21 protein-coding genes and 2 pseudogenes are annotated in these 22765 nt (G+C 42.7%); 11 read left to right on the top strand and 12 right to left on the bottom strand.

The window, feature by feature from the left end; all coding sequences use genetic code 11:
* Positions 1-117 precede the first annotated feature (117 nt).
* The gene (locus LCU_RS10015; RefSeq protein WP_004270550.1) at positions 118-1080 is read left to right on the top strand and encodes a toxin Cry1Ac domain D-VI-related protein; all 963 of its coding nucleotides are present in this window, start codon (positions 118-120) and stop codon (positions 1078-1080) included.
* A gap of 226 nt (positions 1081-1306) precedes the next feature.
* Positions 1307-2497 (top strand): C40 family peptidase, encoded by a 1191-nt coding sequence (locus LCU_RS08570; protein ID WP_128486143.1) that lies wholly within the window; start codon positions 1307-1309, stop codon positions 2495-2497.
* 169 nt (positions 2498-2666) lie between these two features.
* On the opposite strand, the gene LCU_RS10180 is transcribed toward LCU_RS08570, so the two are convergent.
* The 4 genes from LCU_RS10180 to LCU_RS08555 form a co-directional block, all read right to left on the bottom strand.
* Positions 2667-2795: a hypothetical protein gene (locus LCU_RS10180; RefSeq protein WP_004270533.1), complete on the bottom strand. Its 129-nt coding sequence runs from the start codon at positions 2793-2795 to the stop codon at positions 2667-2669.
* 70 nt (positions 2796-2865) lie between these two features.
* Positions 2866-3612, bottom strand: coding sequence for a YibE/F family protein (locus tag LCU_RS08565; protein WP_056966083.1), 747 nt, complete (start codon positions 3610-3612; stop codon positions 2866-2868).
* Positions 3609-4700, bottom strand: coding sequence for a YibE/F family protein (locus LCU_RS08560; protein WP_056966081.1), 1092 nt, complete (start codon positions 4698-4700; stop codon positions 3609-3611). Before LCU_RS08560 ends, LCU_RS08565 begins: the two co-directional genes overlap by 4 nt.
* A 62-nt stretch (positions 4701-4762) precedes the next feature.
* A complete protein-coding gene (locus tag LCU_RS08555) occupies positions 4763-6157 on the bottom strand; it encodes an amino acid permease (protein ID WP_056966080.1) in 1395 nt (464 codons plus the stop codon).
* Positions 6158-7022: 865 nt separating this feature from the next.
* Here LCU_RS08555 and abc-f point away from each other — a divergent pair.
* Positions 7023-8537, top strand: coding sequence for a ribosomal protection-like ABC-F family protein (gene abc-f, locus LCU_RS08550; RefSeq protein WP_056966078.1), 1515 nt, complete (start codon positions 7023-7025; stop codon positions 8535-8537).
* Here abc-f and LCU_RS08545 read toward each other — a convergent pair.
* The 6 genes from LCU_RS08545 to LCU_RS08530 form a co-directional block, all read right to left on the bottom strand.
* On the bottom strand, positions 8534-9295 hold the full coding sequence (locus LCU_RS08545) for an LCP family protein (RefSeq protein WP_004270540.1): 762 nt from the start codon (positions 9293-9295) through the stop codon (positions 8534-8536). The two genes, abc-f and LCU_RS08545, sit on opposite strands and share 4 nt — an antisense overlap.
* Before the next feature lie 9 nt (positions 9296-9304).
* Complete coding sequence (locus tag LCU_RS10100; RefSeq protein ID WP_136904190.1) at positions 9305-9556, bottom strand: hypothetical protein; 252 nt, start codon at positions 9554-9556, stop codon at positions 9305-9307.
* Positions 9557-9658: 102 nt separating this feature from the next.
* On the bottom strand, positions 9659-10153 hold the full coding sequence (locus LCU_RS08540) for a glycosyltransferase family protein (protein WP_128486142.1): 495 nt from the start codon (positions 10151-10153) through the stop codon (positions 9659-9661).
* A gap of 41 nt (positions 10154-10194) precedes the next feature.
* Positions 10195-10353: a hypothetical protein gene (locus LCU_RS09990; protein ID WP_155519246.1), complete on the bottom strand. Its 159-nt coding sequence runs from the start codon at positions 10351-10353 to the stop codon at positions 10195-10197.
* 125 nt (positions 10354-10478) lie between these two features.
* Positions 10479-11894, bottom strand: coding sequence for a glycoside-pentoside-hexuronide (GPH):cation symporter (locus LCU_RS08535; RefSeq protein WP_056966076.1), 1416 nt, complete (start codon positions 11892-11894; stop codon positions 10479-10481).
* A gap of 87 nt (positions 11895-11981) precedes the next feature.
* Entirely contained in the window at positions 11982-12221 is a 240-nt protein-coding gene (locus tag LCU_RS08530; protein ID WP_004270537.1) for a hypothetical protein, read from the bottom strand.
* 292 nt (positions 12222-12513) lie between these two features.
* On the opposite strand from LCU_RS08530, the gene LCU_RS08525 reads away from it, so the two are divergent.
* Genes LCU_RS08525 through LCU_RS08505 form a run of 5 tightly spaced genes read left to right on the top strand, consistent with a single transcriptional unit; the run spans position 12514 to position 17305 of the window.
* Entirely contained in the window at positions 12514-13569 is a 1056-nt protein-coding gene (locus LCU_RS08525) for a DUF871 domain-containing protein (RefSeq protein WP_056966074.1), read from the top strand.
* Position 13570: 1 nt separating this feature from the next.
* On the top strand, positions 13571-14461 hold the full coding sequence (murQ, locus tag LCU_RS08520) for an N-acetylmuramic acid 6-phosphate etherase (protein WP_004270546.1): 891 nt from the start codon (positions 13571-13573) through the stop codon (positions 14459-14461).
* Between the two features lie 22 nt (positions 14462-14483).
* On the top strand, positions 14484-15938 hold the full coding sequence (locus LCU_RS08515; protein ID WP_056966072.1) for a PTS transporter subunit EIIC: 1455 nt from the start codon (positions 14484-14486) through the stop codon (positions 15936-15938).
* Between the two features lie 21 nt (positions 15939-15959).
* Complete coding sequence (locus LCU_RS08510) at positions 15960-16811, top strand: MurR/RpiR family transcriptional regulator (protein ID WP_004270534.1); 852 nt, start codon at positions 15960-15962, stop codon at positions 16809-16811.
* 14 nt (positions 16812-16825) lie between these two features.
* Positions 16826-17305 (top strand): PTS sugar transporter subunit IIA, encoded by a 480-nt coding sequence (locus tag LCU_RS08505; RefSeq protein WP_054644429.1) that lies wholly within the window; start codon positions 16826-16828, stop codon positions 17303-17305.
* A 481-nt stretch (positions 17306-17786) separates the two neighbouring features.
* Here the strand turns inward: LCU_RS08505 and LCU_RS08500 are convergent.
* A pseudogene (locus tag LCU_RS08500) lies at positions 17787-18290 on the bottom strand (cysteine hydrolase family protein).
* A 113-nt stretch (positions 18291-18403) separates the two neighbouring features.
* Positions 18404-18604, bottom strand: coding sequence for a hypothetical protein (locus LCU_RS08495; protein ID WP_004270672.1), 201 nt, complete (start codon positions 18602-18604; stop codon positions 18404-18406).
* A 93-nt stretch (positions 18605-18697) separates the two neighbouring features.
* Here LCU_RS08495 and LCU_RS08490 point away from each other — a divergent pair, with 93 nt between their 5' ends.
* The 3 genes and pseudogenes from LCU_RS08490 to LCU_RS08480 all read left to right on the top strand — a co-directional run bounded on the left by LCU_RS08490 (position 18698) and on the right by LCU_RS08480 (position 22736).
* A complete protein-coding gene (locus LCU_RS08490; protein WP_056966071.1) occupies positions 18698-20104 on the top strand; it encodes a C69 family dipeptidase in 1407 nt (468 codons plus the stop codon).
* Positions 20105-20235: 131 nt separating this feature from the next.
* Positions 20236-21138, top strand: coding sequence for a hypothetical protein (locus tag LCU_RS08485; protein WP_004270665.1), 903 nt, complete (start codon positions 20236-20238; stop codon positions 21136-21138).
* Between the two features lie 155 nt (positions 21139-21293).
* Positions 21294-22736: pseudogene (locus LCU_RS08480) on the top strand (catalase).
* Positions 22737-22765: the final 29 nt, after the last annotated feature.

The following is a 22765-nucleotide window of genomic DNA, read 5'->3' as shown; positions in this document are numbered from 1 at the left end:
CAATATTGGATTTCACGTTAATTTCCGATTTCGGAATTATCGTCAAACGACCATGTTAGCGCTCCTAATTTCATGATATATTATTAGATGAATAACTAACAACAAGGTGGTTTCTCAATGAAAAAATTAACACTTGCTCTATTGCTGACCATGACCAGCTGTTTCATGATTCTAGCTGGCTGTCAGAATAAAACAGAAATTCCAGCTGCCGCAACTAAAACAGAAGAAAAAATTGATCAATACGTCCAAAAAGTGAACCAACTCTATAGTGATGGTTCCCGTAAAGATCCTGCGAAGTTAACAGCCAATAAACAACACCAAATTATCACTGCGGCTGACAAACTCGACAAACAAATCACGCCCAACCTTTATATGAGCGGAATTAGCGCTGATGCAAAGGCTGATTACAAGGCTGCCCAAAAAGATCTAGATAAGATTACTGGTAAGCAACCAGCAACTAGTGAATCTGAAAGTGTTGCTTCTGAAAAGCCTGCTAAAAAGAAGAAAAAGAACAAAGTTAAAACAAGCGCCTTTTTCGATAAAGATGGGATTGTCAAAGCCGATGCACAACTTGGTGAAGAAACGGACTATACCGACCACCCCAAACAACTTGCTGATTATCAAGAAGCTAAAAATCAATTAGCGGCTATGGCAGCTGTCCGGAACTTATTTACAGACGACAACCTCAAGCATATTCCAGCTAACCTATCTGCTAGCGACTTCCCTTACGTCCGAGCTTTGATTAATAAATCAACCCATGACGGCTTTAAAGAAAAGTACTTGGCGTATGTTAAGAACGCTGAAAATCAATACAACACTTACTCTAACAATACCCAAGCAGCAACCACGCAAAACACAACAACCGCTAATCAAGCAACAACTAACCAAAACACAGCTACCAATACACAAACTACGACAGGCTATGCTGCTAACACGGCAACGGGGAATGGCACTGGTGCAACAACTGGAACTGGGACGGGGACTTCGACAACGGATACCACAACCGGAACCGGGACGACTGGTACACAAAGTAATACTCAGACCGGTACAGATCAGACACAAACCGGTACACTCCAATAATCTTAAGACACTTCCTAAAAAGTACGCTATCTTCTTGATATGCGTATTTTTTTGACGTTCGCTTACGTTTAGTCTTTTAATCGCCGATATCTTAAGAAACATGTAACAGCGCGCTAACTATTATGTAACATGTTTGTTACTTTCAGATGCTATGCTAATCAGCGTACTAAATTAATTCAAAATTCAAACAACTTAAAAAAATTTTTCGAAGGAGCACAACAAACACATGAAAAAACAAAAAATGACTTACTTATCTTCTGGAATGGTTGGCCTTGCCGGCTTAGTATTGATGGGTCTTCAAACAAATGATGCCCAAGCTGCAACAAATGGTACGGTTAACTACGCTGACGGGGCAACAACCGTTTGGACTAGCCCAGCAGTAGGTCAAAAACCTGCTCGTTACTTGGCAACTAACCAACAAGTAACAATCCAAGACACAAAACAAGTTTACGGCCAAACATGGTACAAACTTGGTAATGACGAATGGGTTTCAAGCCAATTCATTACAGCCGGCGATGCAACTGCTCAACCAGCTGCAACAACAACCGCTGTTAAGAACACAGTAACAGCTAACTTCCAATCAGGTGCAACAACTGTTTGGGCTGACACAACTGCTGCTCAACCAACTGGCGAATACTTAACATATGGCACAACTAAAAACGTCATTGATCAAAAAGATTTAAACGGCACAACTTGGTACCAATTAGAAAGCAAAGGTTGGATTCCTGCTAGCTACGTTGTTTTAAACAACCCTAACTTGGATGGTGTCACACCAATTACAAATGCACCTGCAGTGACACCAGTTGCTGCAACAACCACTACAACTGAAGTTCAAGCACCAACTGCTCCTCAAGCAACAACGCCGGCACCTGCTACAGAAACACCAGCGCCTGCTGCAACAACTGAAGCAACAACCCCTGCTGCTACAACAAGTACACCAGCAGCAACAACACAACCTGCTCAAACACAAACAACGACAACTCAAAGCAACCAACAAACAACTCAAGCTGCAACAACTCAACAAGCACCACAAACGAATACAACGACAAAAGCAAGTGGTAACGCACAAACTGTTATCAACGCTGCTTTATCACAAATTGGTACACCTTACGTATGGGGAGGCTCAACACCTGGTGTTGGTCTTGACTGTTCTGGTTTAGTGCAATACGCATACGCACAAGCTGGCGTTTCATTGGGCCGTGTCACAACTGCTCAAGAAGGTGCTGGCCAACGCGTCTCACTTGATAACTTACAACCTGGCGATATCCTCTTCTGGGGTGGCGCTGGTGCTTCATACCACGACGCAATCTACATCGGTGGTGGCCAATACGTCCACGCACCACAACCTGGCGAATCAGTTAAGACAGCAAGTATCTCAAGTTACTTCATGCCTTCATTCGCAGTTCGCGTCCTTTAATCAAAAATATGTATTTAAAAAGAGCCACATCTTAGGATGTAGCTCTTTTTTTGTGGTTAAACTTAGTTTGAAATATATTTATTTTCCATATTAAAAGACCATCCAAAGGCTGCTTTTCAAGCGACTTTTAGATGGTCTTTTAACATTATTTTGAAAAAATTCATTATAATTATTTAGCTGATTTACGTTCCTTCAAGAAGTTCAATACAGCAGCTGTTTCAGCGTTACGTTTTTTAGCATTGTTTTGGTTAACAGGACGACGGTTACCAGAAACACTAACATGTAAGTTTTGTGACATTGCGCGTTTCCTCCTTTCGTGCATATATTCTATTATTCTAATCTGAATTGACTTATTTTTCAAGTTAACTTTATTCGTCTTTTGGTTTTCTGAAATAGTTTAGGAGCCAACTGGTCAGCGGAACGGTTGCTATGACCCCAATCACTCCGATTAATAGTGCGAGTCCCTCACCAATTAAAATTTTATGGTTCACAATTTTACTAATTGGATAACCGAGTTGAATGAACCACATCGTTAATGACAAGAAGCTACCGAAAAAACTAAAGAACAGTGTATTAAAAGCCGTCGCAATAATTTTTTCACCGATCGCGATTCCCGCTTTAAAGAGTTGCTTGGCGCCCATTTGCGCGTCGTATTCTAAGATTTCGACTAAACCACTGGCAACTGCAATACTCGTTTCGGCGATTGCCCCTAAGCTGCCCAGAATGATCATCATGATACTAATTTTTTGGAACGACAAGCCGATTGCGAGTCCAAAGCCTTCAATCTCTTCTGCATCTTCCGCACCAAAGCCGTAGGTAGCTGCTAACTGGCTGAGGGGCACAATAATGATCAGCAAGCCCACCACCACGATTAACGACGTCACAAACGCCGTCTTGGCCGTTAATGGCTGCTTGGTATTCATGAAGATGGATGTCGCTAACAAAATCAGACTCAACAGACCACTCACAATCAGCGGTTCAAACCCACCCGCCACCAAGACCAGTGCCAATATAATCACGACAAAATTCAAACCAAGGCTGAAGAAAATCGTCAGCCCTTGCCAACCACAAACCAGCACTAATAAGATCAGTAAAATTCCCGTTAGCAACATCATAGGCGTCTCACCCGCACTAACTGGCTTGCCAACAAGCTCGTTACTGGCACCGCCAAAGTAATCCCAATCGCACTAATCACCGTCTGCGTAAAACTTAACGTGACAGTTCGCGATAAGGTATACGCAATTGTGTTGCCATTGCGTAGATACAATAAAATAATTGGAAAAGCATCCGCCATGACTAAAAAGAACAACACATTAACTAATGGACCAATAATTTCGCGACCAATTGCGAGTCCTGATTTAAACAATTCAGTCTTCGTAACGTTTGGCCGTTCAATCGCTAATTGCTGGAGTGACGATGAAATATCGGTCGTCTCATCCATCACAGCGCCTAAAATCCCGAGCACGACTTCCGCTAAGAAGACCGTTTTATACGGCTGTAATTCATAGGCCATCGTTTCATAATGCAAGCCTTGATCGCCGGTTAATTTCAAGACGGCCATGCTGAGAAACAGTGCTAGGAACGTTGCGCCAATTGTCGCGCCATATGAGACAAGCATCTGGCGGTTGGGTCCTAATACTAAAAGTAGCGTTAAACCCGTTAGAACGACCGCTAAGCCACACATAATCGGCAATAACCACCGTCCACCCGTCATCGCGTTTAAATGGAGTGTTAAGACGAATGCGACGAGATTGACCAAGACACTGATTAGCGTCATCAATCCGCGCTTGAGCATCATTAGTAATAGGAAACTAAACGTCAACAGTGTTAAGCCAACGATGATTGTATCGCGCTTAGGCTCGTTTAAGGTCCACTTTTTCAAATATTGATCACGGTGTAAAAAGACTTGTTGTCCTTTATAGTACCGCGTCGACATCGCTTGCGACGCCGTATACGTATTGCGCAGCGTAATCACTTGCCCTTTTTGCTTAGTGTTCAAAAATTGGCCCGTGACCCGCTGGACTACTTCTGTATCTTCATTTTGGTACTCATCAGTCTGTTTCTCACGGCTAATTGTCTGGACCCGCGTTACCCGAATAATCGGTTGCTGATACAAACCAGCATCGAAATACGTCCCTAATACACCGAGGACGCAGATGACACTTCCTATTAGACCAATCCACAGCCGTTTATGTTTTACCACAGTCGTCACCTCTGTTTTATTCTAGCGTTTCTGCGGGTGAACGTCAGCTTTTTGAGGCTGATTTAATCATTATTTAAGCGACTATTGAAAATCCCATACGTAAAGTAGACCACTAAGCCGATGACAAACCAGATTGCCGCTGCAATCCAAGTGACTTTTGGCAATTCAAACATCATCAATAAACATAGCGCTCCTGATATTAACGGTAAAACTGGGTAAAATGGGACTTTAAACCCATTTTTATTCGGAATGTCCTTGCGCTTCCGCAATGGGATGACCCCAATCGACATCCAGAAAAAAGCCACCAATGTGCCGATGTTTACCAAATTAGTCAATTGATCCAGTGAAACGAACCCGCCTAGAATCATGATGACTATCGTCACAATTTTGATACTGTTAGTTGGGGTTTGATGTTTTGCAGTCACTTTACCAAGTGCTTTTGGTAATAAGCCATCACGACCAATTGAATAGATGAGGCGGGAACTGCTGTAAGTCATCGTCAACATCATCGTGAACATCCCTGCTAATGCGCCGAGTGAAATCAGACCGGCAAACCAATTTTGATGGACGACTTGTAGCGCGAATGTGACCGGATTAGCAACGTCCAATTCGCGGTACGACACCATCCCTGTGAGGACAAACGCCACTAATATATAAAGCAACGTACAGATGATTAACGTCCCAATAATCCCGATAGGAAGATTTTTTTGTGGATTCTTAACCTCTGCCGCCGATGCTGACACACAGTCAAAGCCAAGGTAAGCAAAGAAGACGAGTGATGCCCCTTTGAAAATCCCACTTACCCCAAACGGCATGAACGGTTGCCAGTTAGTGGGTTTCACGTAGAAAATCCCGACACTAATGAAAAGTAGCACTACGCCTAATTTAATCAAAACCATGATGTTATTAATTCGTGTTGATGAACGAGTCCCTCGCATTAATAATGTCGCAATCAAGCCCACTACCAGCATCGCAAACAGGTTCACATAAGTGCCATGTGCCGGATCAAACGGGCCAGTAATTGCATGCGGAATATGGATGCCAAACCCTTCGATAAATGATACAAAATAAGCCGACCAACCAGTTGAAACTGCCGCAACTGACAACATATACTCCAAGAATAAAGCCCAGCCAAGCAGCCAACCGATTAACTCACCAAAAATAATATTGCCATATGAGTAAGCACTTCCCGCAACTGGTAATGCCGATGAAAATTCGGCGTAACACATCGCCGCAACGGCACAAACGGCCGCCGCAATCATAAATGAAATCGTGATTGCCGGGCCACTATGTAACGCCGCAATCGTTCCCGGTAAGATAAAAATCCCGGTCCCAATCACTGCCCCCACGCCCAATGCAATTAAATCCTTAGCCGTTAATGTTTTGGCCAACCGCTGATCTTGTTGTAAATAACGTTCCAGTGATTCTTTTCGTAACATCTTTGCCATTAATCCCATTTTAACCACTCCTATTTTTATTGTATGCACTCGACTAGGCGATTACTCGCCGCCTACCAGGCTTCGTCGCACTTCTTTAACGTGCTCCTTGAACTGCCTTCTGCGCTTAACTACAGAATCACAATGGCGGTCGTACGCCCACCATTGCGCTTTTTAGGTTATGCTCGAAGCCAAATCGTTCAAGTCGCACTTCTTTCTTAACGTGCTCCTCAGCCAGATACTTCCGTATAGCTACGTCCAGTAAACAAAGCTACAACCCAGCTTTATTCACTGGACTATGCTATTACTCAGTATCTAACCAGGCTTCGTCGCACTCATTTAATAACAAAAAAAGGAGCCCACTAGTCTTCACTAGTGAGCCCCACCAGGAAGATGACTCGGGGTTACCCAGCCATCTTCCAATTCATTAAGGTTTGTCATTTCAACTCAAATGCCTTCTCCTTAATCAACCAGTCGATTACTGGGTATCTTAAAGAAAAAGCTAAAGGCAACACGTTGCATTGAATTCATGACAGACCCTCCTTGTTATTAATTAGTTACTTAGTATAGGGGATAACCATCTATTTGTAAAGGATTATTTTAAAAGTTGTTTTTCTAAAAATAATCTGCTAGAATCAAATTTAACTTATTCAAAGGATGTGACTGGCATTGAAAATCGCATGCTAATTTTCTGACAACTCGATTGGTACGAACTGTTCATGCACGTGCGTGGACCGTTTATTTCCGATTGCCGTTAGAGATTGCTTGCGTTAATTTTCAGGTCAGTTACCTAAAGACTTGTTAAAAGACGCTGTTATTGCGTCTTTTTTTGTGCATTTTTAACGACAACTGGGCCAATCTCATTCAATCAATGAGGTGATAATTCATGGGCACAATTCAATTCAAAGCACTCACATTTAACTATTCAGATCAAACACAACCGTTGTTCGATCACGTCACGCTTCAATTCGACGCCAGTTGGAAACTCGGTTTAATCGGGCGCAATGGTCGCGGTAAAACAACGTTATTAAAATTACTTCAACACCAACTACCATTTGATGGCCAGTTGGTTACCAATCTCGATTTTCAATATTTCCCACAGACTGTTACAGAACCTACGCAACTCACACACGATATTCTAATGCAGCTAGGTAACCTCGACAATTCAACCTTCTGGCAAGTCGAGCGGGAACTGCGGCTCCTACAAGTCGCACCCGAAATCGTCTGGCAACCATTTGCTTCGTTAAGTCCTGGTGAACAAACCAAAATGTTACTCGCCTTACTATTCATCGACGACTATCATTTTCAACTGATCGACGAACCAACCAATCACCTGGATCAAGAAGGCCGCCAAGTCGTTGCCAATTATTTACGCCAAAAAGCCGGCTTCATTGTCGTCAGCCATGACCGCCATTTCTTAAACCAAGTGATCGACCATGTCCTAGCGATTAATCGTGCCGACATCACCGTTCACCAAGGCAACTACCAAACTTGGCAAACCGCCCACGACCAACAAGCTGCTTATGAGCAACAACAGAATCAACAACTCAAGGGCGATATCAAACGGCTGACAAAAACAGCACAACAAAAAGCGCAGTGGTCCCACGAAGCTGAAAAAGGGAAAAACGCCGCCAGTGTCAAAACTGAAAGTGCCAATCTCGATAAAGGCTTCATCAGTCATCGCGCCGCTAAGGTTATGAAACGGGCGACGACAATTGCCAACCGCGCGGAAGAAGCAATCGAAGCAAAACAACAACTTTTTAAAAACGTTGAAATTGCTGCACCACTGACCATCAATCAGCGACCCCTCAAACCCGGTCAAAATGTGCTTAGTGTTGATGAACTTGTCTTACAACAAGACGGCGTCATCCTTAATCAACCACTCTCATTCACCTTAGAAACTGGTCAACAGGTTGCCCTAACTGGGATTAATGGCGCAGGTAAATCAACACTGATTAAGGCGTTACTTGCATTACCCGCAACTGACCACATTGCCAGCGGTAGTCTGCACCTTAATCCGCACTTAACCCTCTCGTATCTTCCACAAGATTTCGATCAACTGAGCGGCTCACTGGCCGACTTCGCTGCTGCGAAACAGGTTGATCACGAACAACTGCTAAGCATGTTACGCAAACTGGGTTTTGACCGCGATTTATTTACCCACCGTCTAGAAACGATGAGCATGGGACAAAAACGTAAAGCTGCACTGGCACGTTCGCTCTTTGAAGAGGCTGACTGTTACCTCTGGGATGAACCGTTGAATTACCTCGACGTCATCACGCGTGAACAAGTTCAAACTCTAATTGCCGAGCAACGCCCAACCCTCCTATTTATCGAGCATGATGTTGATTTCGTTAACGCCATCGCCACCCAAACCTACGCACTTCGACCACAACACTAATCCGTATTATTTGTATACCGTGTCACGTTATATCCGCGCACGTTGAAGTAAGTCGTTGGCGACTCATCATCAAAAAAGGCCGGGTTCATATCATTAAGTCGCGTTTCGGTATTGGTTAACGTTTGTTCCGGCAGTGCTAAATTTTCACGGAGCCGATTCGAAGCAGCCTGCAAATCTTCTGTACTAATGATTTGATAGGCACTGCCGTTAAGCCACGCCGTTTTACCTAGCAATTGGCTGCTGACAATTTCACCACTACTTTGATGATAGTTGCGAATCAACTGCTTCACTTGGTCGGCTGTAAAATCAGTGCTAATTTTCTGACCAAGCTTAGTCATTAAGTCACCAATGTTCATCAAATATTTTGGCTTTTGAATTTTTTGCGCAACTTGTTTCAAAACTTCTTGTTGCCGCAATTGCCGCCCATAGTCCCCGCGCGGATCTTGATAACGCATCCGACTATAAGCAAGCGCCTGATCACCATTGAGATGATGGTGGCCTTGTGGAATCACTTGTCCATTCAAATTAACGTCAATCACCGTATCGATGGTAATCCCCCCGACAAAATCAACCAATTCTTTGAGTGCGCCCATATCGACCGTCACCGAGTAGTCAATCGGGAGCCCTAAAAACTGACTGACTGTTTTTTTCGCCATCTTAGCCTTGCCAATTTCATAAGCCGCATTAATTTTCTGAATATTACCGCCGTGGTCATCTGCCATCTCTGCCAATGAATCACGCGGAATAGAGTAGACCACCGTTGCTTCTTACGCCGGGTTAAGTGTTACAACCATCATCGAATCCGACAGACCACGATCAACGCGCCCATCCGCGCCTGGGTCAACGCCTAATAATAGGAACGAGATTGGCTTTCGCTGATCAATTTGTTTTGAAATTCGACTAGACCCGGTTTTAATCGCATCAACAGCTTTATCCTCTTGATGCAAATAAAAACCTAGCGTCGCCAGACTAATCACAACAATACTACTGATTACAATCACGATACTGATCTTTTTCACAGTCAATTCCCCTTTGTTTAAACGCCCACCGCATCCTTTTTTAGATATGAACCAATAAATGCTGTCCCCCTTTTGAATCGTTCGATTCTGGCGGACAGCATTTTATTTTAACCTTTGCTTTAACCGACGTAAGCCAACTAGCATGACCGGCGCTAAGTGCGACCGATTAAGCCATCGTAGCCACCGGGATGTGCCGGTTGGTAAACCACGTTCTAAATTGATCAATTGCGTCTGAATGAATTGTCGCTCAGGAACAGTCAGTGTGCGCTGATCAAAAACAATTAACATTCTAAAAAAGGTCCGCACATACTGCTTTAAAAATCGTGTGTAAGCTGCGCGATCCACTTCTGCAATTCCAGCCACTAATTGCGTCTCAATGATGTGCAGAGCTGTTAAGTTAACTGAGAACCACTGCGGCTTTAGGGTACTCGTAGCCGCCTCAGCATGCCCTATCTCGTAAACATATAAAAACGCTGCCCGATGCCTAACAACTCGGCAATGTTGTAAATACTGCAAGTTGAAAATTAAATCCTCACCGATACGCAGCGATTCATCGAACCGCAATGCTTCAGCTTCAATAATCGCTCTTCGATACAATTTATTACATGATTGAAAGAAGACATTTTGATAATAGTAGTCTAAAAAAGCCCTTTTGCCGTCTTGTATTGATAGTCACCATCTTCAGTCAAACCAAAAGCAGAATCCGTTCCGCCGGCTCTTTCGATTTTAGTTCTGAATAGCACCCAATCTACCGACTGACCGACGACTGGTTCAAATAATTGGGCACTGTTAACCAAGAAGTCATCGGCATTCTCAGCATCAAGTTAAGCCCATAAACTAATCAGTCATAAAAAGGCTGCATCAAAATTACTTTTGATGCAGCCTCTGGTTCAAGCATAGACTAACTACGCTTTGTTTGTTATTAATCTAATTTCCGTTCCAACTCACTAACGATTTCAGCATGTTTTGCTTCCGTTAATTTAATCTTAGCCATGAAGATTAACGCTGAAATAACCAATAACGCCATTGGAATGAAGAACATGTACATTTTGAATTGCAACAACCCCGCGTTAGTGATATCGCTTGGTTTCGCATTCCCAGTCATGCCAGCATGAATCGCAGCCGTCACAACGACGCCGTTTGCAAAAGCCCCGGCTAGTTTATCCAATAAAGGTCGCACTGCCAATGTTACAGATTCATTCCGTGTACCACTTTTCAATTGTCCGTATTCAACACTATCGGTAATCGTCATCAAAGCAGCCAAAAAGACCAGTGGATATGGGAAGAAGAATAAGCCGACCGCAATTAAGACTACGACCAAGTTACTTCCAGCAAACAAGAAGAGGATATAACCAAGCATCATCATTGCGATTCCGCCAATATAGATTGCCCGGCGATGAATTAAAGCAACCAATGTTGGGAACAACGCAACTGACACAATCCCTAAGATGGCAGTAATCACACCAACCGTTGAGAACGCTGCGGCGCGGCCCATGACATATCTAAAATAATATAAAAGCAGTGAGTTCGTAATCACATAACTAAAGGCAAATAAGAAATATGAAAGAGATAACCACATTAATTGGTCATTTTTACCAATCACACTGAAAACGTCACGTAACCGAACCTTTTCAGTATTTTCCCGAATAGCACTCTTTTCTTCTTTGGTTCCTAAGATGGTCGCTAAAGCGCCTAAGAATGAAACAAGGCCAATGACAACGGCAAAACCGAACCACCCGGCACTGGTTTGTTCACTCCCATGACTCCCAGAAAACATTTGTGAGAAGAAAACCACCATTGGCACGATCACGATAATGACCCCTTGTGCACCTAAAGTGGATCCGAAACGCGCAATCGCCCCGAATTTTGTCCGTTTTTCAGAATCAACACTCAACGCTGGCAACATTGACCAGAACGAGATATCTTTAAACGAGTAGAAGATATCTAAAATCACGAAAACGATTGCAAAAAGAACTAAGTAAAGATAAGGGCTACTTGTCGCAAGCCCCCCAAAGTTGGTAAAAATCATGGCCAAGCCAACAGAACTAATAATTGACCCCGCCAGTAACCACGGTTTAAATTTCCCCCAACGCGTCCGTGTATTATCAACCACTCCACCAATCAGCGGATCGAAGGCAATTTCAACAATCCGAATGACCATCATTGTATAAGTGACATACGCAATCATTTTTGAATTAAAGCCTGCATTTTTGGTATCGAATAATTGACTCGTGACGAACATCATAAAATAAGTGCTAAGTGTTGCATAAAAGGCGTCATGCCCAAAGGCCCCAAAAGCGTAAGAACTATACTGTTTAACATCTTTTAGTTTTTTCATTTCTTTAGATTCCTTTCGATAGTTTCTTCATTGTAAACATGCTTTCATCAAGCACAACCCTCGGGTTATCCCGCTTGATGACGCACTCTAGTGATAGCGATGTTCGATAATTTTTTCCAAAATCGCTTGGCGTTGCTTTTCTTTGGCTGAGCCGAATTGGTTTTCTTCCAATGAATTAAAATCGTTGGCGAGTAAAACTGATTCTAGATATAACGTCAATTGACGCTTGATATAAACCTTATTGTCTTCATTCGTTTGCTTGGGATTCCCAGCGATAATTGCTGCAGCAAATTGGTCTGGATCGATAATAATTTTGTTGTCGTTCATCCTAGTCGCTTCTTTCTCTTTTAGTTAGTAAACGTTTACTATTTACACCATACAAATAAATCAATCTGTACAAGAACTATCCTGTAAACGCATTCTTTTAGATCGCAATCTTATTTTACTAAACTTTTAGTAAAATGTAAACGGTTATTTGGAAACCGTTACATTCATCACTGGTTACAGTTATGAATTTAATTTCACTAAATATTTATTTTTTTATTTTTTATTGAAATTTAATTTCATTAGCGCTATACTGCATCTATAGAAAACGCTTTAAAAAGAAAGGAGTTGCTTTATGTTTGGTTTTTCTATCTATCTTAATCAACCGTTCACCTCAGCAAGCCGCATGAACCTTCAAAAAATGCACGCCGCTGGCTTCACAGAAGTCTTCACGTCGATGCATATTCCTGAAGATGACATTTCACAATACACTGCTAGAATCAAAGCACTCAGCACTGCGTGTCGCGAAGAACACTTACAATTGATGATTGATATTGAAACAAGTTCATTACCAGCAGTTGGTCTCTCACTTAACGATCCCGCCGCAATACTGTCCTTTGGGATTACTGGTTTGCGAATTGATTTCGGCATCGATAATTCAACCATTGCTAAGTTATCACCATATTTGAAGATTGCCCTCAACGCAAGCACAATTGCCGAACAAGATTTAGCCGTTTTACGCGCAGCTGGTGCCAACTTCGCTAACATAGAAGCTTGGCATAATTATTACCCTAGAAATGAAACCGGTTTAGAACGAACCTGGTTTACTGAAAAAAATCAGTGGCTTAAAACGCAAGGTTTAACCATTCAAGCTTTTGTTCCTGGTGATGGCATTTTACGCGGACCACTTGAAGAAGGATTACCCACTTTGGAAGCCCATCGTTATCAGCATCCGCTTGCTAGTGCGCTCGATTTATTCAACTGTGAAACAGATAAGGTCTTCATCGGTGATCCAACTTTAGCAAAAACCACTCTAGCGCAATTTGATGCATTCTACCATCAACACGTCATAACCTTGTACATGCTTAAGTCAGCCCCCTGCCCCCCTTATCTTTTTAACCAACATTTCCATAATCGGCGCGATGTCGCCCGTGATGTCATCAGATTAGAAGAAGGCCGGCCACTTTGTCAGACCACAATCCAACCTGAACAGACATCAGTACGATTACGTGGCAGCATCACCCTCGATAACCAAGACTATGGACGTTATATGGGCGAGTTACAGATTACCAAACATGACCTACCCGCAGATTCTCGTGTTAACGTTCTTGGAAAAGTCATCCAAAAAGATCACGCATTACTGCCATTCATTCAGGCTGGACAAGCCATCCAACTAAAGGAGATTGATTAATATGGATTTAAGTCATTTAACAACCGAAAACCGTAATCAAAAGACAATGCAATTGGACGAACTTTCAATTGAAAAAGTACTCACACTAATGAACGAAGAAGATCACAATGTGCCAGAAAGTGTTAAACAAGCACTCCCCAATATTGAAGCTGCTGTTCAAGTTATCATTCAAAGTTTCCAAAATGAGGGACGCTTAATTTATATGGGCGCTGGAACAAGCGGTCGTCTTGGTGTTCTCGATGCCGCCGAATGTGTCCCTACTTTTGGAACAGAACCGGAACTGGTCCAAGGTTTAATCGCCGGTGGTATGCAAGCAATGACCGTTGCCGTTGAAGGGGCAGAAGATTCACCGACATTAGGTCGCGAAGACTTGGAAGCAATCCACTTAACCGCTAACGATACAGTAGTTGGTATTGCGGCTAGCGGCCGGACCCCATATGTCATCGGCGGTCTTGATTATGCCAACCAAATTGGTGCCAGTACTGTCAGCTTAGCTTGCAACTTCGATGCCCTCATCAGCCAACATGCCACAATTAATATAGAAGTCGAAGTTGGTCCTGAAATTTTAACCGGTTCGACCCGGCTCAAATCAGGTACTGCTCAAAAATTGGTGCTTAATATGTTATCAACTGCTTCGATGATTGGAATTGGTAAAGTCTACAAAAACTTAATGGTCGACGTGAAACCAACCAACGAAAAATTAGTTGAACGTGCCAAACGAATCATCATGGCTGCAACTGATTGTACTTACGATGTTGCGGCAACCCAATTTAGCGCCGCCAACGAAGACGTTAAACTCGCAATTGTTATGATTTTAACGGATTTATCGGCTAATGAAGCCAAAGAACGTTTAACACAAGCACACGGTTTTGTACGTCAAACTATTCAATAACAAACCTTAAGGAGGCACTATTATGACTGAAAAAAAAGAAGTACGCTTAGCCAGAGAAATTTACGCCGCTGTTGGCGGACCCGCAAACGTCGCTAAATTAATTCACTGTATGACACGTGTGCGGATGACAATTCGTGACGATGATCAAGTTGATATGACTGCGTTAAAAGCAATCGATGGCGTTTTAGGGGTTGTCGAAGAAGACACGCTTCAAGTCGTCGTTGGTCCTGGGATTGTCAATAAAGTCGCCCAAATCATGGTCGACCAAGTCGGTGTTAAACTTGGTGAACCCTTCCCAGAAAATCTCACCACAACTGCCACAGCCGCAACAATGACCGACCGCGAAAAAGTCGAAGCAAAAGCCGCTGAAGTTAAGGCAAAACAAAAAGCAAAACAAAAGAGTACGCCAACCAAGCGGGTCTTAAAGTCGATTTCAAATATTTTCGTTCCTTTAATTCCGGTTTTCGTCGGCGCTGGTTTAATCGGGGGAATTGCCGCCGTTCTATCAAACATGATGGTCGCTGGATCCCTTGGTTCAAACTGGTCTGAATTCATTACCATCTTAAACGTCATCAAAAACGGCGTCTTCGCTTATCTCGCAATCTATGTTGGGATTAACAGTGCCACAGAATTTGGTGCAACTCCTGGTTTAGGTGGTGTCATTGGTGCTGTTACACTTCTAAGTGGTGTTGATCCTAAGTTGCCATTACACAATATCTTCAATGGCGATCCTTTATCTGCAGGCCAAGGTGGGATTATCGGTGTCATCTTCGCAGTTTGGATTCTCTCATTGGTTGAAAAGAAATTGCATCAATTTATTCCAGATTCAATTGATATTATTGTCACCCCTACAATTTCATTATTATTAATTGGGGTCTTCACAATTTTCATCGTTATGCCGGTAGCCGGTGTGATTTCAAATTCACTTGTCGGCTCAATTAATTGGATTCTGAATGTCGGGGGTGCCTTCTCTGGTTTCGCGCTCGGTGTACTCTTCTTACCAATGGTAATGTTCGGGCTCCATCAAGTCCTCACACCAATCCATATCGAAATGATCAACAAAACAGGTTCAACTTTACTTTTACCCATCTTAGCAATGGCTGGTGCTGGCCAAGTTGGGGCCGCACTTGCCCTTTGGATTCGTTGTCGTAAGAATAAAGAACTCACAAATATGATTAAAGGGGCGCTTCCTGTTGGCTTCCTCGGCATTGGCGAACCGTTAATTTACGGTGTTACTTTACCATTAGGGAAACCATTCATCACTGCCTGTATCGGTGGTGGGATTGGCGGTGCCGTCATTGGTGCAATGGGCGGCGTTGGTGCGATTGCCATCGGACCTAGTGGCTTAGCCTTAATTCCTTTAATTACAAACGGCCATCAATTCGCTTATATCTTAGGCTTGCTCGCAGCTTATGCCGGTGGCTTTGTCGCAACTTATTTCTTTGGCATTCCCAAAGATGCTACAATGGAAAAATAACCTTTAAAGGACGCTGATTTTATGGAAAGCATACTTTTTTCAATTCAAAAGAAACTCCCAACTTTAACCAAAACAGAACAGCGGCTTGCTCAATACGTACTTGCCCATCCAGTACAAGTACCGACAATGACAACTAGTGCGTTTGCAAAAGCGGCTAACGTTAGTGCAGCGACTGTCGCTCGCTTTGGTAAAACACTCTGTGGTCAAGGTGGCTTTCCAGCACTCAAATTACGACTTTCATCTGAAGGGAATACCGATCAACGGCTCTTCGATGAAATTAATCCGACCGATACAACAACTGACTTAAAAAATAAACTAACTTTTCGAATTAACCAAGCGATTACTGAAACCAATCATCGGCTCAAGAATGACGCGCTCGAAGAATCCGCAATGATTCTCCACTCGAAACAAACCATTTTCATTTATGGGCTTGGTGCTTCAAACGTTGCCGCTGAGGATTTACAACAAAAACTACTGCGCGTTGGTAAATCTGTCATTCAATCACTTGATACGCATCTACTGGCAGCAGCACTAACCACACAGAAAACACAGGCAGCACTTATCTTAATTTCTAACTCTGGCGAAAAACAAGAGCCTCTGCAACTTGCTAAAATTGCACAACAACTTAATATTCCAATTATTGTTTTAACTCATAATAATCAAAGTCAAATCGCACAGTTAGCAACCATCACGTTACAGCATGATGATAGTACTGAAAACAGTCAGCTAAGAAGCGCGGCAACGACTTCATTAATTGCACAGCTTTACGCTGTCGACCTACTCTATTACAGTTTCTTAGAACAAGATTTCACCGCTAATACGAACCAATTAGCTGATTCATCGAACGTTATCAGCGAATATTTTACTAAGTAGAAGGAGTCATCATTATGAAACTATTCTCACGTAAACCCAAAGAACTCGAATTACACGCTATTGTAGATGGACCCGTCATCCCGCTCAAACAAGTAACCGACGCCGTTTTTTCAACAAAAATGATGGGTGATGGTTTTGCAGTAAACCCTAGTGATAGTCATATCTACTCACCAGTGGACGGTATTATCTCTAGTGTTTTCCCAACAAAACACGCACTTGGGATTACAACCAAAACGGGCGTTGAATTATTACTCCACCTTGGCTTGGATACCGTTGAATTAAACGGTGCGCCGTTCACCATTCACGTTCAAGAAGGCGATCCGGTGACAACAGACCAGTTATTAGTTGAAATCGACTTAGCTGCGCTTGCTTCTGCGGGTAAAGAAGCAACCAGTATGGTGATTGTAACCAACATAGACGATATCAGCGGTGTTAATGCCCCCCTAACAACTAGCGGACACCACGGTGAGGTTGCACAAATCATTAACTTATAAAAATAATATAGAAAAGCCCCGCTCATCTGAGCGGGGCTTTTCTATATTATTTGGCTAAGACTGTTATTTGATTATTATAACATGCTTGATTATCAAACTGCATCAATACTTTAGTCGCTAGATCTTACGTTGCAAAAACTAATCTTTCAACTGGCGTATTTGCCACGTTGTAAGCCATCATGTGTGAAAAATAAACAAACTGTAACATATTACTGTATGCCGAAACATCGCCTTGTTTCACAATTTTTTTAACGAAAAAATTAACGATATGATCGCCAAAACGAACATAACCTGGAATCGAAATCAGTTGTACGTTGGACTGTTTAGCAGCCTACACACGATTGGCCGCATTATCTGGCGCGTAAATGACCGTTGTCCCTGTCGTTTGGTCTGTTGGTTGCATTGTAATTAAAGCTGTTTTTGACATTAATAGATACTCCTCTTAAGTGATGATAAGGTCCATTGTACCAGAGATTACCGTTTATTTTAGTAATTCTAGAAAACGGTTCTGCCAAACGTTTTCGTAAAAGGCAATTGTCTGTTCAGCCGTCATATAGGCGTTGTCCGTTGTAGTTGAAAGACCAGCTACCATTTGGAGTTGGTAGCCCAAATGGTGGGCAACTTTAATCGTTGTATCGACGCAGTATTTGGTCTGGGCACCACAAATTTCAAGCGATTTGATTTGCATTTGGCTCAATAACGTTTGTAAGTTTGTCTGCCAAAATGAATCCGCATGCGTTTTTTGAACAAAGATTGCCGTTTTAGGCACATTCAATTCTGGCATTATCTACCAAGTCGACTGACCAGCAATTAAAGTCTTATCGTTATGTTGGACAAAAATAATCGGGCGACTTTCCGCCTGATAGGCATCAATTCTGGCATTAACGCCTTTAATTAATTGATTAAGACGCGCAACAGGCTGCTCACTTTTGCAGACACCATTTTGGAGATCAATCACTAATAAACAATCGGCTAACTTCAGCATTAGTCCCCTCTTTCCTTTAAATCAAATCGAGTATATCATTATTTAACTAAACCTCATATTTTGTCTGACGATATTAAAAGGAAGAGATGCGGATTACCCCCACCTCTTCTTTTTCAATGTCTCCGATGTTTTTCCCGCTTCTTAATCTGGTGTTGCTGAAAACGGCTGTATTGTATGGCCTTCTTTTCGGCATGTTGTTCAGCCCTATTAGTTGCATGTTGTGCTTTACGTTGACGACTCATCCGAATCTTTTTGTTGATACCAACGAATTGAATACCAATGATAACTGACTTGGCACCCTCAACCACTTGCATTTAAACAATTCCTTCACATGATTATCGCTCAATCCCCCACTTTCCCGCCAAAAGCGTTATACTATGGATAATAAATAAAAGGAGTGTTTTGACATGCAAAAACCAATTAAAGGGTCATGTACCACGGTCTTAGTCGGCAAAAAAGCTTCCATCGACGGTTCAACCATGATTTCTAGAAATGATGATGGCCACGAAGCTTTGGATCCACAACGCTTTGTTGTGGTCAATCCTGAAGACCAACCCCGGAATTATCAAGCGGTGATTAGCGGCGTTCAAATCCAATTGCCTGATAACCCAATGCGCTATACCTCAATTCCTAACTCATTATTGACGAACGGGATTTGGCCAGCTGCTGGGATTAACAGTGAAAACATCACGATGTCTGCCACAGAAACGATTACCACTAACCCCCGGATTCAAGGGCTTGATCCTTTTGTCCCTGGTGGCATCGGTGAAGAAGATATTGTAACATTAGTCTTGCCTTACATCCACAGTGCTCAAGAAGGGGTCGAACGTTTAGGCGCCCTCCTTGAAGAATTCGGCACATACGAACCAAACGGGATTGCCTTTTCTGACAAAGACAGTGTTTGGTGGCTTGAAACAATCGGTGGTCATCACTGGGTTGCTGTTCGCATCCCTGATGATGCATACGTGGTTGCCCCTAACCGGATGAACATCAATCATTTCGACTTTGATTCAGCCGACACGCTTTGCTCAGCTGATTTAAAAACATTAATTGATGACAACCACTTAAATCCTGACTTTGAAGGCTACAATCTCCGTCATATTTTCGGCAGTGCTTCAATCAAAGATACGGTTTATAACAACCCACGAACATGGTACGGTCAACAATACTTCAATCCAGAAATCAAACAAGATCCAATGGACCAAGATTTACCATTCATCTGCCATGCCAACCGCAAGATTTCAATCGAAGACGTCAAGTTCGTCTTGAGCGCTCACTTTGAAAATACAGAATACGATCCTTACGGTAGCGCCCCTGAAGATGTTAAAACTCGTTTCCGGCCAATCGGAATTAACCGGAATCACAACGTGCATATTTTACAAGTGCGCAACAACGTGCCTGCTGAAATTGCCGGTATTCAATGGTTAGCTTATGGTGCCAATACATTTAACACCGTCGTGCCATTCTACACGAATATCAACGACACACCAGAATCATACAAGAATGCCACAGGTATTTTTGACTTGAACAACATGTACTGGTTAAGCTGTACAACCGCCTTACTTGGCGATACAGATTACGACTTCTACGTTGATATGCGTAACACCTTCGAACTCGAAGCAATGAGTGCCTATCACGTGATCCAAAACGAAACCGACAAGGCCTTCACTGATCAAAAAGACGCTGCAGCCTTCTTGGAAGCCGCTAATAACAAATTAGCCAGCGAATCACTTAAACGCCAAACAGCCCTACTTGGCCAAATGGTGATTTCAGGCTCAGAACACATGAAATTACGCTATAACTTGAACGACTAATAATTATTTAATTCAAAAAAGAGCGTCTCAGCTATTCGTTAGTTGAAACGCTCTTTTTTGAGTTGTCCTCTTTTTTCAGTAGCGTATAATAAATACTATTACTCAAACCACACTAAGGAGTCATTTATCTTTTGAAACCCCAAAAATTAAAACTATCGGATTACTTACTCGGCTTTGGATTCGTATTATTGATGGTGGGCATTGCCACTGTCTTGAACGATGTTGAGATTATTCTACCCGAAATCGCAGCCTTAACAACGGGGCTGTGGATTTATCACGAACCGGGTTGGCTCAATCAACCCGCCAAGATATTTTGGCTGCCATCGATAACCGCCATCGTTGGGTTTGGCATTAATCGGTTGCCGCTCAGTTATGCAGTTAAAATTAGCTTACTACTACTCATCATGATTGTTTTACTTTGTTTATTTCGCTCGACACTCGCACCATCGTTTGCAACGGGGCTGTTACCGATTATCGTCAACGCCACTGAACTTTCATTCATCATTGCAATTTTAGGCTTTACGCTCACTTTGATGTTGGTCGTTAGCCTCCGCAAATTGCATCTGCAACATCCCTATCATGCCACGATTAACTATCGCGTCATGCTGGTTTTTCTAATCATTGCACTCTTATGGGTGTTAGTTGTTAGTTTACTCGGCCGGCCACAGATGGCTGCCATTCCGCCGGTACTTGTCGTCTTTTTTGAAATTCTACAAAAACCAATGTATCCAGGTAAAATGGCCATCAAGCAGATGGTTGCATTAACTGGCGCCGCCACAATCGGATTCGTCGCTTATAGCTTACTTGATTCACGGTTATTGGTAACCTTAATTGCACTGCCACTAGTTTGGGCATTACTCTATCTGCTACAAGTCAGAATTCCCGCCGCCTACGCCTTCCCTTTATTGGCCATTATTCTCCCACACCAAATGTTTCAAAGTTTGCCGCTCGTCACTTTACTGGCAACTAGTTACTTTTTTGGGGCTGCTTATTTATACCAGCAATACATTAAGCCGCGTCTCATCAGCAGATAACATGACGGTTTACGACTAATTTTATTAGTTGTAAACCGTTTTTTAGTGGCTTTTTGCACAAGCAATAATATTGCAGTTTCGCTGAGAAATAATATAGTTGAGTTGACCCTGTCTTATCTCTCTGGGCACAAAGTGCAATGAAAGAGGCTATTTACATGACAAACAAACTAACGACTAATGAGGGCCAAACGTGGGCGGATAATCAACATTCGCAAACTGCTAGTCAACGCGGTCCCGTTTTAATTCAGGATTATTAATTGCTCGAAAAACTCGCGCATTTTAATCGTGAACGGATTCCAGAACGGGTCGTGCATGCTAAAGGCGCCGGTGCTAAAGGTTACTTCCAACTCACTAAGGATATGAGCGCCTACACAAAGGCAGCCATTTTCAGTGGTGCTGGTAAGAAAACACCAATGATTGCGCGCTTCTCACAAGTAGCTGGTGAAGCCGGCTATCCCGATACTTATCGTGATGTGCGTGGATTTGCCCTTAAGTTCTATACCGAAGAAGGCAACTATGACATTGTTGGTAATAATACGCCCGTTTTCTTTGTTAATGATCCTCTGAAATTCCCTGATTTCATTCACTCCCAAAAACGAGATCCACGAACACACGCGAGAAGCCAAGACATGCAGTGGGATTTCTGGTCACTTTCACCTGAATCAGTCCATCAGGTGACGATTTTAATGAGTGATCGCGGGATTCCCGCTAGTTATCGGATGATGCATGGCTACGGTAGTCATACCTTTAAATGGGTGAATGCTGCTGGTGAGCAGTTCTGGGTAAAATACCACTTCAAGACAAACCAAGGCGTCCATAACTTAAGTAACGAACTGGCTGCCGAATTGGCTGGTAAAGATACAGATTATCTACAAAATGATTTATTCGATGCGATTGAAACAGGCGACCATCCAAGTTGGACCGTTGCCGTTCAACTTGTTCCTTATGAAGCTGGTTTAAACTATCCGCAAGATATCTTTGATGTGACGAAGGTCATTTCACAAAAGGATTACCCCTTAATCGAAATCGGTCAAATGGTACTCGATGAAAATCCAACCAACAACTTTGAGGATATCGAAGAATTGGCTTTCTCACCTGCTAACTTAGTTCCTGGGATTGAAGCTTCCCCTGACAAACTCCTCCAGGGACGGTTGTTCGGTTATAAAGATGCTGAACGTTACCGTCTAGGTGCCAACTATGAACAATTACCTGTTAACCGGCCAAAAGTGCCCGTGCATAATTACGAACGCGACGGGATCATGGCAAAAAACCAAGAGACAGGCGTCAACTATGAACCTAATAGTGAAAATGGTCCAAAAGAAGTCCCATCTGCCAAAATTCATGGCGACCAACTTAGCGGTCAAACCGGTAACTATCCAGCCGATCCCGATTACTATTCAGCAGCCGATAAGCTTTACAACTTACTAACTGATGAAGAACAAGATCGACTAATCGAAAACATTCGCTTAAATCTCGGCCAAGTTACAAAACCTGAAATTCAAATCCGCGAAGTCAAACAGTTCTACCAAGCGGATCCAGAATACGGTCGCCGAGTCGCAACGGCATTAAATTTAGATTTAAACCAATTTGAACACTAATCTATACAAAAAGAAGGTATCCGGCCCAC

Origin of the sequence: Latilactobacillus curvatus JCM 1096 = DSM 20019 (assembly GCF_004101845.1) — a bacterium.
Lineage (GTDB): Bacteria > Bacillota > Bacilli > Lactobacillales > Lactobacillaceae > Latilactobacillus > Latilactobacillus curvatus.
This window is presented reverse-complemented; position numbering and strand designations above follow the sequence as displayed.

Bases quoted from the DNA above. Each gene is read 5' to 3' on its own strand.
- LCU_RS08530 (WP_004270537.1), bottom strand. From the start codon at position 12,221: ATGAACGACAACAAAATTATTATCGATCCAGACCAATTTGCTGCAGCA.
- LCU_RS08565 (WP_056966083.1), bottom strand. From the start codon at position 3,612: ATGATGTTGCTAACGGGAATTTTACTGATCTTATTAGTGCTGGTTTGT.
- LCU_RS08515 (WP_056966072.1), top strand. From the start codon at position 14,484: ATGACTGAAAAAAAAGAAGTACGCTTAGCCAGAGAAATTTACGCCGCT.
- LCU_RS08495 (WP_004270672.1), bottom strand. From the start codon at position 18,604: ATGCAAGTGGTTGAGGGTGCCAAGTCAGTTATCATTGGTATTCAATTC.
- LCU_RS08535 (WP_056966076.1), bottom strand. From the start codon at position 11,894: ATGAAAAAACTAAAAGATGTTAAACAGTATAGTTCTTACGCTTTTGGG.
- LCU_RS08525 (WP_056966074.1), top strand. From the start codon at position 12,514: ATGTTTGGTTTTTCTATCTATCTTAATCAACCGTTCACCTCAGCAAGC.
- LCU_RS10015 (WP_004270550.1), top strand. From the start codon at position 118: ATGAAAAAATTAACACTTGCTCTATTGCTGACCATGACCAGCTGTTTC.
- LCU_RS08510 (WP_004270534.1), top strand. From the start codon at position 15,960: ATGGAAAGCATACTTTTTTCAATTCAAAAGAAACTCCCAACTTTAACC.
- LCU_RS08555 (WP_056966080.1), bottom strand. From the start codon at position 6,157: ATGGGATTAATGGCAAAGATGTTACGAAAAGAATCACTGGAACGTTAT.
- LCU_RS08505 (WP_054644429.1), top strand. From the start codon at position 16,826: ATGAAACTATTCTCACGTAAACCCAAAGAACTCGAATTACACGCTATT.
- LCU_RS08490 (WP_056966071.1), top strand. From the start codon at position 18,698: ATGCAAAAACCAATTAAAGGGTCATGTACCACGGTCTTAGTCGGCAAA.
- abc-f (WP_056966078.1), top strand. From the start codon at position 7,023: ATGGGCACAATTCAATTCAAAGCACTCACATTTAACTATTCAGATCAA.
- murQ (WP_004270546.1), top strand. From the start codon at position 13,571: ATGGATTTAAGTCATTTAACAACCGAAAACCGTAATCAAAAGACAATG.
- LCU_RS08570 (WP_128486143.1), top strand. From the start codon at position 1,307: ATGAAAAAACAAAAAATGACTTACTTATCTTCTGGAATGGTTGGCCTT.
- LCU_RS10180 (WP_004270533.1), bottom strand. From the start codon at position 2,795: ATGTCACAAAACTTACATGTTAGTGTTTCTGGTAACCGTCGTCCTGTT.